The sequence below is a fragment of the Kribbella sp. NPDC023972 genome, assembly GCF_040639075.1.
In the GTDB taxonomy this organism is placed as follows: domain Bacteria; phylum Actinomycetota; class Actinomycetes; order Propionibacteriales; family Kribbellaceae; genus Kribbella.
Window position 1 is genome coordinate 1 of sequence record NZ_JBEZZH010000014.1, and the last position, 14,319, is coordinate 14,319.

The 14,319-nt window shown below is 69.2% G+C and carries 13 protein-coding genes; 9 read left to right on the top strand and 4 right to left on the bottom strand.

Going from position 1 to position 14,319, the window contains the following annotated elements; genetic code table 11:
• Positions 1-191: 191 nt before the first annotated feature.
• From AB0F43_RS35245 to AB0F43_RS35260, 4 genes are all read left to right on the top strand, one after another.
• Entirely contained in the window at positions 192-323 is a 132-nt protein-coding gene (locus AB0F43_RS35245) for a hypothetical protein (RefSeq protein ID WP_360487202.1), read from the top strand.
• A 13-nt stretch (positions 324-336) separates the two neighbouring features.
• A complete protein-coding gene (locus tag AB0F43_RS35250; RefSeq protein WP_360487205.1) occupies positions 337-501 on the top strand; it encodes a hypothetical protein in 165 nt (54 codons plus the stop codon).
• A gap of 179 nt (positions 502-680) precedes the next feature.
• A complete protein-coding gene (locus tag AB0F43_RS35255; protein ID WP_360487208.1) occupies positions 681-3,596 on the top strand; it encodes an AAA family ATPase in 2,916 nt (971 codons plus the stop codon).
• A gap of 697 nt (positions 3,597-4,293) precedes the next feature.
• Entirely contained in the window at positions 4,294-5,193 is a 900-nt protein-coding gene (locus tag AB0F43_RS35260; RefSeq protein ID WP_360487211.1) for an ornithine cyclodeaminase family protein, read from the top strand.
• 95 nt (positions 5,194-5,288) lie between these two features.
• On the opposite strand, the gene AB0F43_RS35265 is transcribed toward AB0F43_RS35260, so the two are convergent.
• Together AB0F43_RS35265 and AB0F43_RS35270 are read right to left on the bottom strand one after the other, a co-directional pair.
• Positions 5,289-5,645: an NADH-quinone oxidoreductase subunit A gene (locus AB0F43_RS35265; protein ID WP_360487214.1), complete on the bottom strand. Its 357-nt coding sequence runs from the start codon at positions 5,643-5,645 to the stop codon at positions 5,289-5,291.
• A gap of 10 nt (positions 5,646-5,655) precedes the next feature.
• Positions 5,656-6,486: a hypothetical protein gene (locus tag AB0F43_RS35270; protein ID WP_360487217.1), complete on the bottom strand. Its 831-nt coding sequence runs from the start codon at positions 6,484-6,486 to the stop codon at positions 5,656-5,658.
• A gap of 272 nt (positions 6,487-6,758) precedes the next feature.
• On the opposite strand from AB0F43_RS35270, the gene AB0F43_RS35275 reads away from it, so the two are divergent.
• Entirely contained in the window at positions 6,759-8,720 is a 1,962-nt protein-coding gene (locus tag AB0F43_RS35275) for a 2-oxoacid:acceptor oxidoreductase subunit alpha (RefSeq protein WP_360487220.1), read from the top strand.
• Positions 8,717-9,796, top strand: coding sequence for a 2-oxoacid:ferredoxin oxidoreductase subunit beta (locus AB0F43_RS35280; protein ID WP_360487223.1), 1,080 nt, complete (start codon positions 8,717-8,719; stop codon positions 9,794-9,796). The genes AB0F43_RS35275 and AB0F43_RS35280 overlap by 4 nt, the downstream gene beginning before the upstream one ends.
• Positions 9,797-9,859: 63 nt before the next feature.
• On the opposite strand, the gene AB0F43_RS35285 is transcribed toward AB0F43_RS35280, so the two are convergent.
• Together AB0F43_RS35285 and AB0F43_RS35290 are read right to left on the bottom strand one after the other, a co-directional pair.
• Positions 9,860-11,107 (bottom strand): DUF445 domain-containing protein, encoded by a 1,248-nt coding sequence (locus tag AB0F43_RS35285; protein WP_360487226.1) that lies wholly within the window; start codon positions 11,105-11,107, stop codon positions 9,860-9,862.
• A gap of 27 nt (positions 11,108-11,134) precedes the next feature.
• Entirely contained in the window at positions 11,135-12,328 is a 1,194-nt protein-coding gene (locus tag AB0F43_RS35290; protein WP_360487229.1) for an MFS transporter, read from the bottom strand.
• A 139-nt stretch (positions 12,329-12,467) separates the two neighbouring features.
• Between AB0F43_RS35290 and AB0F43_RS35295 the strand changes: the two genes are divergently transcribed.
• The 3 genes from AB0F43_RS35295 to AB0F43_RS35305 are packed head-to-tail and all read left to right on the top strand — an operon-like array spanning position 12,468 to position 14,277.
• On the top strand, positions 12,468-12,755 hold the full coding sequence (locus tag AB0F43_RS35295) for an alpha-hydroxy-acid oxidizing protein (protein WP_360487232.1): 288 nt from the start codon (positions 12,468-12,470) through the stop codon (positions 12,753-12,755).
• Entirely contained in the window at positions 12,737-13,618 is an 882-nt protein-coding gene (locus tag AB0F43_RS35300) for an alpha-hydroxy-acid oxidizing protein (protein ID WP_360487235.1), read from the top strand. Before AB0F43_RS35295 ends, AB0F43_RS35300 begins: the two co-directional genes overlap by 19 nt.
• On the top strand, positions 13,615-14,277 hold the full coding sequence (locus AB0F43_RS35305) for an HAD family hydrolase (RefSeq protein WP_360487238.1): 663 nt from the start codon (positions 13,615-13,617) through the stop codon (positions 14,275-14,277). Before AB0F43_RS35300 ends, AB0F43_RS35305 begins: the two co-directional genes overlap by 4 nt.
• Positions 14,278-14,319 lie beyond the last annotated feature (42 nt).

Sequence of the window (14,319 nt, forward strand, 5' to 3'; positions counted from 1 at the left end):
GCCCGCCCCCCCCCCCCCCGCCCGCGCCGCCTCGTTTTCGGAGTACCTAGGCGCCAGGTACGCCGTACCCGGCCTCCCTAGGACCCCCTAAGGCCCAGGGATAGGGAGGAGTTCCGATGTGCGGAGCTACCTCAGACGAGCAGATTTGAGGCATCGGCAGGGAGCCGAGAACACTCCAGGAGGAACACCACATGTTCACGAACGACTCGCTCAAGGCAGAGGTCGACTACCGCAGGGAGCGCCTCAGCCGCGACTTCCGGCAGCACCGGACCAGCTCCGGGACCCGCCGGCACCTCGCCCACCTGTTCGGCCGGAAAGCCTGAAGGGAGGCACACCATGTTGTTCACCACACCGGAATCACTGAAGGCGGAGACCGCCTACCGGAAGGAGCGGATCACCCGCGACTTCGGGCGCTCGACCCGCCGGCAGCGCGCGGAGCGGGCTTCGCAGCCTGAACCGCGGCACGCGCGCCGGGCCCTTCGACCCACCACCGCAGCATGACGGAGTTGGCTGGCCGCGCCTCTGGCACCGGCGCGGTCATGCGGCTTGGGCCGGGAGGCCCCAGCACCGACGGGACCGCCGTCCCTGACCCGATAGCACCGGTCAGGGACGGCGTTTTCGTTGCCACTGGCGACCAGCGGAAGGGATGCCGTCGATTTGTGTCGGCTCCAGGGGCGAAGATGGACGACGTGCCCTGGACTTCGACACCTCTCGTCGGCCGCTCTACCGAGATGGCCGCCCTGCTCAGCGCCGTCGACGACGCCAAGACGCGTCGCGCCGGCGCCGTTCTCATGTCCGGTGATGCCGGCGTCGGCAAGACCCGGCTGCTGGACGAGGTGGCCACGGGTGCGCACGAGCGTGGTTTCGGCGTCCTGGTCGGGCACTGCACCGACTTCGGCGACGCAGGCCTGCCGTACCTGCCGTTCTCCGAGATCTTCGGCCGGCTGGCCGGTGACCGGCCTGACCTGGTCGAGAGCGTGCTGACCAACTTCCCGGCGATCGGCCGCCTGCTGCCCACCCACCGCCTGATCGGCGCCCAGCCGGTGCCGCAGGAGGGCCAGCTGGACCGGGCCGCCCTGTTCGACGCCGTCCTGGGTGCGTTCACCGCGCTGTCCACCAGCGAGCCGCTGCTGGTGATCATCGAGGACGCGCACTGGGCCGACGACTCGACCCGGGACCTGATCGGTTTCCTGATCACCCGGCTCACCTCGCAGCGGCTGGCCCTGGTGGTCTCCTACCGCAGCGACGACCTGCACCGGCGGCACCCGTTGCGCCGCCCGATCACCGAGTGGTCCCGCAACCCCCGGGTCCGCCGGGTCAACCTGCTTCCGCTCGACGCGGACGAGTCCCGCGCCCTGCTGAACTCCCTGCTCACCGAGCCGCTCCCGGAGTCCGAGGTACGACGCATCCTCGAGCGGGCCGGTGGCAACGCGTTCTTCACCGAGGAGCTGGTCGCCGCCGCGTCGATGGGCGACGGCGACGCCGTACCGCCCGATCTGGCCGACCTGCTGCTGGTCCGGCTCGATCCGCTGTCCGATGACGCCCGCCAGGTGGCCCGGGTGATCGCCGTGGCCGGCCGCCGGGTGCCGCATGACCTGCTGAGTGCCGTCGCCGGCCTGCCCGAGCGGGAGCTCGACGTGGCTCTGCGGGAGCTGATCGACGCGCACATCATCGACGTACCGGCCAACGACCGCTACTACTTCCGGCACGCGCTGCTGGCCGAGGCGGTGTACGACGACCTGCTGCCGGGCGAGCGGGTTCGGCAGCACGCGGCGTACGTGCAGGCGCTGAAGGACCAGACCGTCGCGGGTACGGCGGCTGAGCTGGCCGGGCACGCCACCCGGTCGCACAACCTGGCCGAAGCCTTCGAAGCGCGGGTCCGGGCCGGTGAGGAGGCCATCTCGGTCGCCGCGCCGCAGGAGGCGCTGAAGCACTACGAGCTGGCCCTCGAGCTGTTCCCGAACCGGGCGCCCGAGAGCAGCATCGACAAGGTCTGGCTGATCGTGCAGACCGCGACCGCCGCGACGCTGTCCTCACAGCACCTGAGGGCGCTGAAGATCCTGCGCAAGGCGCTGGCCGAGCTGCCCGCGGACGCGCCGAGGACGCAGCGGGCTGAGCTGCTGCTGCCACTGGCCGAGATCGCACTGATCATCGACCAGGATCAGGAGGCGAGCGAGGCGATTTCACAGGCGCTCAAGCTGGTCAACGACGAGCCGGCCAGCGTGTTCAAGGCACACGTCGCGTCGCTGTATGCCCGGGTCTCGGATGCGATGGGCCGGCCGATGGAGGCCGAGCGCTGGGCCCTGCGGGCGCTGGAGATCGCCCGCGAGGCGGGCCAGGAGTCCGCAATGGGCGACGCCGGGATCACCCTGGCCGTGCTCCGGCGCCGGGCCGGTGACCCGATGGGCGCGGTGCGGCAACTGGAGGAGGCCGCCGTACGGGCTCAGTTGGCCGGAGACGCCGCGGCGGAGGTGCGGAGCCGGTTCCTGCTCGGCTCGACGCACTACGAGCAGGGCGACCTGCAGAGCGCGAAGGCGGCGCTGGCGATCGCGATGCGGCGAGCAGCCGAGCTCGGCCGGCAGTGGGCCGTGTACGGGTTCGACGCGCGGCGGCTGCTCGGGCTGACCCAGTTCGTCATGGGCGAGTGGGACGAGGCGGCGGCGACCGCCCGGACCGACTCGATGACGCCGAACGCTTCCGCCGCGGCGCTGCGGGCGGTGGAGTTCGCCGTCCGGAGTGGGCGCGGTGACACCTCGGTCGCGGAGGAGCTGGAGCGGCTGCGCAAGTGGTGGGACCTCGACGTGATGCTGCCGATCATCGGTCTGCAGCCGGCCGTGGACGCCTACCTGCAGCTGGACCAGCCCACCGAGGCGGAGAAGCTGATCGCCGACGTGTCCACGCTGTGTGCCGATGTATTCCAGAGCGAGTGGTTCATGGCGCGGATCCGGTTCTCGACGCTCGGGCTACAGGTGCTGTGCCATCGGGCTGTGGGTGAGCCGACCGCGGCCAAGGAGCTGGTAGCCAAGGGCGCGGAGTTGCTCGCAGCCGGGCATGCGACCGCTGAGAAGGGCCTGCCGCCCGGCCGGTTGATGGGTGTCGAGGGCCTGGCGTGGCTGGCTCGGCTGGAGGCCGAGTGGGAGCGGCTGCGGTGGCTGGCCGGGATCGACCCGCCGACACCGGAGGAGCATGTGGCCGTGTGGGAGCGGACGGTGGACGCGTTCGGGTATGGCTACGTCTTCGAGCAGGCGTGGTCGCGGGTGCGGTTGTCAGCCGCGCTGCGGGCGGCCGGCCGGGTCGCGGAGGCGAACGAGCAGGCGGCGCTGGCGACCGAGGTCGGGCGGCAGTTGGCCTCGAAGCCGCTGCTCGACGAGGTCGGTGGAGTGGAGTCCGGGGGCGGGGCGAGCAGCCTGACGTCCCGGGAGACCGAGGTGCTCGCACTGCTGGCCGAGGGGCGGACCAATCGGCAGTTGGCACGGGAGCTCTACATCAGCGAGAAGACGGTCAGCGTCCACGTCTCCAACATCTTGGCGAAACTCGGCGTCCGCTCCCGCACGGAAGCAGCCGCAGTCGCCCGCCGCGACGGCCTACTGGACTGACCGGCCCGCTTACTGGACTGACCCGCACGCTTCCTGGCCCCGCTCGCCTTGTTGGGCTAACCGGCCCGCCGGCTGGGAGTGGTTCACCGTCGCTCACGTTCGGCGCTGTGCGCGTGGCCGCCGAACGTGAGCGATCGGTGTGGGCGGAACCCGGGTGTGGGGCCCAGGTGCCTTGGGTCTTTGGGGTCAGCCGTGGACCCAACGGCGGCCGGTTTCCGGTTCGACACGGCGCGCCTTGGCCATGGCTTGCGCCCGAGCTATGGACAGTTCGTCACCGGAAGGATCGGGTCGAGTACTCTCTGTCCGAGTAATATCAGCAAATACGTGCTGCGCGTGCCGCATCCTGGTCACGGCCTGTATCACGACCCCCGCCGCGATCAGCCCGATCAGCAACCAGAGTTGCCACGACATAACCTCACCACCCTGTGGTTACTTCATTCCCCCGAGTAATCACCATAGCTGTGATAGCAGCAATTGGCGACCGGGTGTACGCATTCCGTTAAAGCTGGGCCGATGATGGTGGCTTTTGTTGCCCAATGCAATCACATAGGGTGACCGGGCGACTTTTCGCCGCTCAGTTGGCAACTACAGACAGTCACATGGCCAGAGCCGACGATCCCGACCACGCACGCCGTGCGGCCGTCGACGTTGTCTGATGCTCCCGCTCGTCGGCAGGTCCCAGAGTAGCCTCGGGTCGGTGAGCGTTCTTTCGGCTGAGGATGTCCGTCGTGCTGTGCCGATGAGTACTGCGATCGACGCCGTACGGGACGCGTTCCGGGAGCTGGCCGCGGGAAACTTCGTGTTGCCGGCCCGGCAGATCTTCGGGGACGGGAGGGTCCTGGTGATGTCGGCGTACCACTCGCCGACCGGCACCGCGGTGGTGAAGACGATCGGCATCGCGCTCGACCAGGTGCCGGCCATCCGGGCGACGGTGGTCTGGACTGGCAGCGGTGACCAACTCGTCGCGGATGGCACCTCGATCACCGCCCTACGGACCGGAGCCGTCGTCGGCGTCGCCACCGATCTGCTCGCACCGGCCGATGCCACCCGGCTCACGCTGATCGGGACGGGCGCTCAGGCCCCCGACCAGGTCCGCGCCGTTCTCGCCGTACGACGGGTCGCCGCAGTGACCGTCACCGGGCGCTCCGCCGATCGAGCCGCGGCGCTGATCAAGAGCCTGGCCGACGAGTTCCCCGACGTGAAGTTCACCGCCAGTACGTCGATCGACGAAGCGATCGCCGATGCCGACATCGTCTGCTGCGCGACCTCGTCGTCCACCCCACTGTTCGAGGCGGATGCGCTCCCGGACCGCGTCCACGTCAACGCCATCGGCGCCTTCCGCCCCACCATGCGCGAACTCCCCCGCAACCTCCTCGCCACCGCCTCCACCGTCATGGTCGACCAGCGCGAAGCCGCGTTGGAGGAATCCGGCGAGATCACCGACGCCGTCACCTCCGGCGCCCTCAGCACCGACGACCTGCTGGAACTCGGCCCCGCCCTCTCACACCCGCCGACCCCCGCCGGCCGCACAGTCTTCAAGTCCGTCGGCATCGGCCCCCAAGACTGGGCCATCGCGGCAGCCCTGGCGCGGGCGTAGGCCCGGACGCCCACGCCATCACAATTGCTCCCGGCCGGGCAGCCCGACCGGTCACGGGGCTGATCGCCTCGATTGTGATGGCCTGGCGGTCCGCCTCAGGTCCAGCGGAGGACGCCCTTGCGGTAGGCGTAGAGGAGGCCGACGGCGACGAAGGCCAGGAAGATGAACATCTCGACCAGGGTGGCGAAGCCGAGGGTGGCGAAGATGGTGGCCCAGGGGAAGAGGTAGATCGCGTCGACGGCGAAGATCACGTAGAGGTAGGCGAACAGGTAGTACCGGATGTGGACCTGCGCCCAGCCCTCGCCGACCGGGTCGACACCGGACTCGTACGTCTTGAGCTTGCCCTCGGTCGGATAGGTGACGGTGAGCGCCTTGTTCAGCGCGAACGCGCCGAGCAGTCCGGCAAGGCCCAGTACGACGACCGCCGCGATGACGCCATAGCTCTCCGACACAGCCAGAAGCTTAGTTCGTACACAGCATGATCGAGTCGACCGCGACGTTCGGGCCGTAGCCGGACTGCACGTCCGCGGCCTGCAACCGCAGTCGCGTCACGCCGAGGATCTTGTAGTTGAGCCAGGTCTCGGTCTCCTGCTTCTGCAGCACCGACGTCATCACGGTCGTCCCGTTGTGCAGCGAAGTACGCACGGCCCCGTCGGTGAGGTTGCCCAGCCAGTTCCGTACATAGCTGCAGCCGGTCGAGTCGACGTCGCCGAAGACGTACCCGCCCTTGTCCGCCATCAGGTCGGCCTCCGCCCGCCGCGGCCCTTCCTGCGGCGGTACGACGGTGAACCGCGGCGTACCCTTCCCGCCGGTCGCGAGCAGCCCGTTCTTGAACATCCCGCGCCAGACGTAGTGCTTGAAGCTGATCATCGGCGAGATGGCGGCCGCGTACGGCGCCTGCGGCCCGAGCGCGATGCGGTAGGTCCGGACCGATCCGGGCTGGACGGTCTTGATCGTGACGCTGGTGCCGGTCGAGTACCCGTGGGCGATCTCCTGCCAGCGGCGTGCGGAGGGGATCCACTGGTGCAGCGGGATCCGGGTGCCCGCCTTCGGCGCCGGCGACAGCGTGCCGATCACAGTGATCACGCCCTTGGTCGCGTCGGTGGTCCGGATGCTGAGGATCTTCGCCGTTGACGTGGATGCCGTGATCGACGCCGGTGCCGCCGCCGGCAGTGCCGCTGCCGCCGTACTGCCGAGACTCAGCGCACTGTCCGCCGGGGCCGCCGGAGCGGCGCATCCGGTCAGGGCGAGGGCCAGCAGCCCGGCCAGAAGACGAAGAGGGCGACGGCGCATGGGGAACTCCAACCGCGTGGATCACGACTTGAAAACGCCACCCTGCCGGTTCTCACTCCGGATCGCAAGCGATCGGCTGCGCAGTGTGACACCAGCAGATTTCGACCTAGCGGAAAACCCAGGCCCCTAACACCGAGTCCCAGGCTGTGGACCACCGGGGCTTCCGCATGATTCTGTCCTAAGGGCGAACTAATATTGGGGTTATCGCCCTGACTGGGGGGATCGACCTGTCGTCCACGAAGCGGCCGGCCGACCCAAGCTTCGACTTGGAGATGAACAGAACAGTGACCATCGAGGTCAAGCAGCTCGACCGCGTGGTGATCCGCTTCGCCGGCGACTCCGGCGACGGGATGCAGCTCACGGGGGACCGGTTCACAGCGGAGACGGCTTCGTTCGGCAATGACCTGTCGACGTTGCCCAACTTCCCAGCAGAGATCCGGGCACCAGCCGGAACCTTGCCGGGCGTGTCGTCGTTCCAGCTCCACTTCGCCGACCACGACATCCTGACGCCGGGTGATGCGCCCGACGTGCTGATCGCGATGAACCCGGCCGCACTCAAGGCGAACCTGGGCGACGTCCCGCGCGGCGCCACCCTGATCGTCGACACCGCCGACTTCACCCCCCGCAACCTGAAGCGGATCGGGTACGACGAGAACCCGCTGGAGACCGGTGAGCTCGAGGCGTACCACGTCGTGCCGCTGAACCTGACCGGCATGACGGTGGAGTCGGTCAAGGAGTTCGGGCTGTCCCGCAAGGACGCGTCCCGGGCGAAGAACATGTACGCCCTCGGCCTGGTGTCCTGGCTGTTCCAGCGGCCGGTCGAGTCGACGATCACGTTCCTGGAGTCCAAGTTCGCGTCCAAGCCGGACATCCGCGATGCCAACATCGCGGCGTTCCGGGCCGGCTACAACTTCGGCGAGACGGCCGAGGAGTTCTCGGTCCGGTACGAGGTGAAACCGGCCAGCATGCCCAGCGGCACCTACCGGAACATCTCCGGCAACCTGGCGCTGGCGTACGGCCTGGTGGCGGGCGCCCAGCGGGCCGGCCTGCCGCTGGTCCTCGGCGCGTACCCGATCACCCCGGCGTCCGACGTGCTGCACGAGCTGTCCAAGCTCAAGCGGTTCAACGTCACCACGATCCAGGCCGAGGACGAGATCGCCGGTGTCGGCGCCGCGCTCGGCGCCTCCTTCGGCGGTTCGCTCGGCGTGACCACCTCGTCCGGTCCGGGGATCAGCCTGAAGTCCGAGACGATCGGCCTCGGCGTGATGCTCGAGCTGCCGCTGGTGGTCTGCGACATCCAACGGGCCGGGCCCTCGACGGGTATGCCGACCAAGACCGAGCAGGCCGACCTGTTGCAGGTGATGTTCGGCCGCAACGGCGAGGCCCCGCTGCCGGTGCTCGCGGCCCAGTCCCCCGCGGACTGCTTCGCGATCGCGATCGAGGCGACCCGGATCGCGGTCACCTACCGGACGCCGGTGATCGTGCTGTCCGACGGCTACCTGGCCAACGGCTCCGAGCCGTGGCAGATCCCGGCGATCGAGGAGTTGCCGACGATCGACCCGAACTTCACCGTCGAGCCGAACGCGACCGGCGCCGACGGCAAGCCGGCGTACCTCCCCTACCTGCGGGACCCGGAGACCCTGGCCCGCGCCTGGGCGATCCCGGGTACGGCGGGACTGGACCACCGGATCGGCGGTCTGGAGAAGGAGGACAAGACCGGCAACATCTCCTACGACCCGGCCAACCACGACCTGATGATTCGCACCCGGCAGGCGAAGGTGGACGGTATCGCCCGCTCCATCGAGCCGATCGGGGTCGACGACCCGGACGGTGCGGCGAAGGTGCTGGTGCTGGGCTGGGGATCGACGTACGGCCCGATCGGCGCCGGTGTCCGCCGGGTCCGCAAGGTCGGCGGCAAGGTCGCGCAGGCGCACCTGCGGCATCTCAACCCGTTCCCGCCGAACCTCGGCGACATCCTGCGGAGCTACGAGAAGGTCCTCGTCCCAGAGATGAACCTGGGCCAGCTGGCGATGCTGCTGCGGGCCAAGTACCTGGTCGACGTGGTGTCGTACGCCCAAGTCCGCGGCATGCCGCTGGGCGCGGCCGAGCTGGCCGAGGTGATCGGCAACCTGGTCGAGGAGACCGAGGGGATCGACGACGATGCCCGCCACCTGGGCGAGGCCGCGGCCAGTCTGAAGCACGGCGAAGTACTGACCGAGGAAGGTGCACGATGAGCACGGTCGAGCTCGGAATGCCGAGTCTGCCGAACGGTCTGCGCGGCGTACCCGCGGCGACCGAGCCGCAGAACCGCAAGGAGTACGTGTCGGACCAGGAGGTCCGCTGGTGCCCGGGTTGCGGGGACTACGCCGTACTGGCCGCTTTCCAGGGGTTCCTGCCGGAGCTCGGGATCAAGCGGGAGAACGTGGCGATGGTGTCCGGGATCGGCTGCTCGTCGCGGTTCCCGTACTACCTGTCGACGTACGGGATGCACTCGATCCACGGGCGCGCGCCGGCCATCGCGACCGGTCTGGCCGTGTCCCGGCCGGACCTGAGCGTCTGGGTGGTGACCGGTGACGGCGACGCGCTGTCGATCGGCGGCAACCACCTGATCCACACGCTGCGCCGCAACGTGAACATGAAGATCCTGCTGTTCAACAACCGGATCTACGGCCTGACCAAGGGTCAGTACTCGCCGACCTCGGAGCCGGGCAAGGTGACCAAGTCGACGCCGATGGGCTCGGTGGACAACCCGTTCAACCCGGTCTCACTGGCGCTCGGCGCGGAGGCGACGTTCGTGGCCCGGACGGTGGACTCCGACCGCAAGCACCTGACCTCGGTGCTGCGCGAGGCGGCCGAGCACCGCGGCACGGCGTTCGTGGAGATCTACCAGAACTGCCCGATCTTCAACGACAACGCGTTCGAGGCGTTCAAGGACCCGGAGACCCGCGACGACGCGATCATCCCGCTGGTGCACGGCGAGCCGATCCGCTTCGGCAAGGACGGCCGGCTCGGGGTGGTCCGCGACGGCTTCGCCTCGCTGGCGGTTCGCGAGGTCGCGGACCTGCCCGGCGGGGAGGCCGACCTGGTCGTCCATGACGCCCACACCGACGACCCGGCGTACGCGTTCGCCCTGTCCCGGCTGACCGACGCCGGCGTCCTGCACCAGGCCCCGATCGGCATCTTCCGCTCGGTCGACCGCCCGGCGTACGACGACCTGGTCCGCCAGCAGATCACCACCGCCCAGGAAGCCCAGGGCACCGGCGACCTGCAGTCCCTCGTCACCGGCTCCGACACCTGGACCGTCAACTGACCCCAGCGGGCTAACTTGTCGGGGTGGACGACCGGGTGGTCCTGAACGCAACCTGCGGAGGAGTCACAGCAGCTCGCTCACCGTGTGGATGATGATGCCGACCAGGGCGCCGACGACGGTGCCGTTGATGCGGATGAACTGGAGGTCGCGGCCCACGTGGAGTTCGATCCGGTCGGCGGCTTCGCGGCCGTCCCAGCGTTCGATGGTGTCGGAGATGACCGAGACGATCTCGCTGCCGTAGGTGCGGATGACGTACCCGACGGCCTCGGCGGCGCGGGCGTCCACCTTCGACCGCATCGCCTCGTCGTCCTGGAGCCGTTTCCCCAGGTCCTGCAGGGCCTTGGTCGCCCGGACCCGCAAGTTGCTGGCCGGGTCGGCGATCGAGTCGATCAGCGCGGTCCGTACGGCGTCCCACACCGCGGTCAGGCTGGCCCCCATGTCGGGATGTGTCAGCATCCGGGCCTTGAACGCCTCGAACCGGTCCATCACCTCGGGATCGTTCTGCAGGTCGTCGGCTAGCTGACTGAGCAGCCGGTCGATCGCCCTGCGGGCCGCATGCGCCTGGTCGTCGCGTACGTCGGCCAGCCAGGCCAGCGCTTCACGGTGGATCCGGTCGATCACCAGCCGGTCGACCCACTGCGGTGACCAGCGCGGCGCCCGCGGACCGACGACCTCGGTCAGCAGCTCCCGGTTGTCGCGCAGCCAGTCATGCGCCTCGACCATGAGCAGGTCGAACAGCGCGTGGTGGGCACCGTCGTCGACCACCGACTGCAGGAAGTGGCCGGCGATCGGGCTCAGCGGCTCCCTCACGAACCGCGGCAGCAGCGAGCCCTGCACGAACGCGGTCACGTCCTCGTCGCCGAGCTTCGGCAACGCGGCGCCGATCGTCCGCGCGCCCTCGGCCACGATCCGCTCCGCATGGTTGCCGGAGGCAAGCCACTCCCCCGCCCGGCGGCTGACCTCGGCGGTGCGCATCTTCTCCGCCACCACCTGCTCGGACAGGAAGTTCTCGGTGACGAACTGCTCCAGGCTCTCGGCCAGGCTGTCCTTGCGGGTCGGCACGATCGCGGTGTGCGGGATCGGCAGCCCGAGCGGCCGGCGGAACAACGCGGTCACCGCGAACCAGTCCGCCAGCGCACCCACCATCGCGGCCTCCGCCGCCGCGTTCACATATCCCCAGCCGCCGTCGCGGTGCAGCGTGGCCAGATAGATCACCGCCGCGAGCACGAGCAACGACAACGCCACGGACCGCATCTGCCGCAGCCCACGCCGCCGTACCTCGTCCGCCGCGCCCAACGTCAAGGTCGCCATACCCCGATCTAACCAAGTCGGCGGTGATCAGGTTGTCAGGCGAGTCCCCCGTCGATCCATGAGACCGGAGATGAGGGCGAGGGCCAGGCCGGCGACAGCGAGTGCGGCGCCGACTCGGCTGGGCCACTCGTAGCCGTAGCCGGCGGCCAGTACGACGCTGCCGAGCCAGGCGCCGAGTGCGTTCGCGATGTTCAGCGTCGAGTGGTTGAGCGAGGCGGCCAGCGACTGCCCTTCGTGCGCGACGTCCATCAGCCGGGTCTGCAGCGCCGGGACCAGGATGCTCGCGGAGAACCCCATTGCGAACACCGCGACGAACGCCGTCGGCCGGGTCTGCGCCAGCCAGCCGAACGTTCCGAGTACGACGGCGATCGCGATCAGGCCGCCGTACAGGCTGCCCATCAGGGACCGGTCGGCCAGGCGACCGCCGACGACGGTGCCACAGGTCATGCCCACGCCGTACACGGCCAGCACGATGGTGACCGCGGCCTCGGAGAAACCGGCCAGTTCCGTCATCGTCGGGGTGATGTAGGTGTACGTCGCGAACATGCCGCCGAAGCCGACCATCCCGACCAGCAGCGCCATCCACACCTGCGGCCGGGACAGCGCGCTCAGCTCACTGCGGACGTTGACGTCACTGCCGACCGGCTGCGGTGTGACCCAGAACCAGACCGCCACCAGCGTCAGCAGCCCGAGTCCGCCGACCGCCAGGAACGGCGCCTGCCAGCCGAGTTCCTGCCCCATCAGCGTCGTCAGCGGGACGCCGATGATGTTCGACACCGGCAGGCCGACCATGCTCATCGAGACCGCCCAGGCCCGCCGGTTGACCGGCACCATCGAAGCGCCGACCACCGCGCCGATCCCGAAGAACGCCCCGTGCGGTACGCCGGTCAGAAACCGCGCGGCCATCAGGAACTCGTAGCTGGAGGCGACCGCGGACAGCACGTTGCCGAGGACGAAGACCGCCATCAGCCCGAGCAACAGCCGCTTCCGCCCGGTCCGCGCACCCAGCGCCGCGATCACCGGCGCGCCCACCACCACGCCGAGCGCGTACGCCGAGATGACGTGACCGGCGGTCGGGATCGAGATGTTCACCCCGTCGGCGATCTGCGGTAACAGCCCCATGGTGACGAACTCGGTGGTCCCGATCGCGAACCCGCCGGTCGCCAGCGCGAACAACGCCAGCCCGACGTGCCGGGACGTCGTACCGCTGTCAGGAGTCACCGAACTTTTCACGGCTGATTCTGACATCGGACCGCCAGGCCATCACAATCCGCGGTCCACCGCGGGCGCTGAGCGCGCACAACGCCGCGACGGCCCGGTTGTGATGGCCTGGCGGTTCGCCACCGTGCAAGGATCCGCCATGGGCAACTTCGGAGACCACCAGCTCGGCATCTACCTCCAGGGCATGCTGCAGGGCACCAGGCCGGAGATCACGACCGATCTGGCCCGGCTGGAGTCCCAAGCAGCCGGCAAGTTGTCGGCCGAGGCGATGGGGTACATCGTGCCGAGCGCCGGCAGCGGTGCGACGGCACGAGCGAACCTGGTCGCGTTCGACCGCTGGCGGCTGGTGCCGCGGATGCTGAGGGCAGCACCGAGCGCGACCTGTCCTGCACCATCCTCGGTACGCCGATGCCGGCGCCGGTCCTGATCGCGCCGCTCGGCGTCCAGACGCTGGCCCACCCGGACGGCGAACTGGCGACCGCGCGGGCCGCCGACGCCCTCGGGCTGACCTACATGCACTCGACCCAGGCGAGTCACGCGTTCGAGCAGATCGAGGCAGGCAGCAAGTGGTTCCAGCTCTACTGGCCGACGGATCGCGACGTCTGCCTGAGCTTCCTCCAGCGCGCGAAGGCCAGCGGGTACGGCGTTCTCGTCGTCACCCTGGACACCGGAACGCTCGGCTGGCGACCGGCCGACCTGGATCGCGGGTTCCTCCCGTTCCTCAAGGGTGAGGGGCTGGCGAACTACTTCAGCGACCCGGCCTTCCAGGCCAAGCTGGTGAAGCCGGTCGAGGAGGATCCGGCCTCGGCCGTGATGCACTGGGCGCAGATGTTCCCGAACGTCGGGCTGAGCTGGGACGAGCTGTCGTTCCTGCGCGAGAACTGGGACGGCCCGATCGTGCTGAAAGGAATCACCGCGGTCGACGACGCCAAGCTCGCGGCCGAGCACGGCGTCGACGGCCTCGTGGTGTCGAACCACGGCGGCCGCCAGGTGGACGGCGCGATCGCCTCACTGGACGCCTTGCCCGCGATCGCCGAGGCGGTCAGCGAACAGCTGACCGTGCTGTTCGACTCGGGCGTGCGCACCGGCGCGGACGCGGCGAAGGCGCTCGCGCTCGGCGCGAAGGCGGTGCTGCTCGGCCGTCCGTTGCTGTACGGGCTTGCACTGGCCGGGCAGGCGGGCGTCGACCACGTGCTGCGGTGCTTCCTGGCCGAGCTCGATCTGACCCTGGCACTTTCGGGGTACGCGAACCACCGCGAACTCAACCGCGACTCCCTGGTCCGCGCATGAAGGCTGTCATCTTCGACCTGGACGACACTCTGTTCGACCACACCACGTCCGCGACGAACGCGATCCACGGCTGGGTCCCGGAACTCGGCGGTACGTCGTCCGACGAGCTGGTCGCGGAGTGGTTCGTGATCGAGAAGCACCGGTTCGACCGCTGGCTGAACGGCGACACGAGCCACCAGGGCCAGCGCCGCGAGCGGTTGCGTGACTTCCTGCCGTTGATCGACCACCCGGTACCTGATGGTGACGACGAGCTCGACGCGATCTTCGCGGGGTACCTGAAGCACTACCGGGCCAGCTGGGTCGCGTTTCCGGACGCCCGGCCCGCGCTGGACATTGCCAGGAGCAACGGTTGGCGGATCGGTGTGCTGACGAACGGCAGCAACACGCAGCAGAACGCCAAACTGGAGACGATCGGACTGTCGGCACTGGTGGACGTCGTCTGCACGTCGGAGCTCCTCGGCGTCAGCAAGCCCGACCCGGCGGCGTACCTGAGGACCTGTCAGGCACTTGGCGCCGAGCCGGACGACACAATCATGATCGGCGACAACCTCGAGTTGGACGTCCTGGCGCCCCGGACGGCCGGCCTGACCGCACACCACCTCGACCGCACCACCGGCATCACCCTGCTGGACCTGCTACCTGGGAGGTTTTCTGCTTGATCCTGGGAGGGTTTTCCCCGAATCGGGACAGAAACCCTCCCA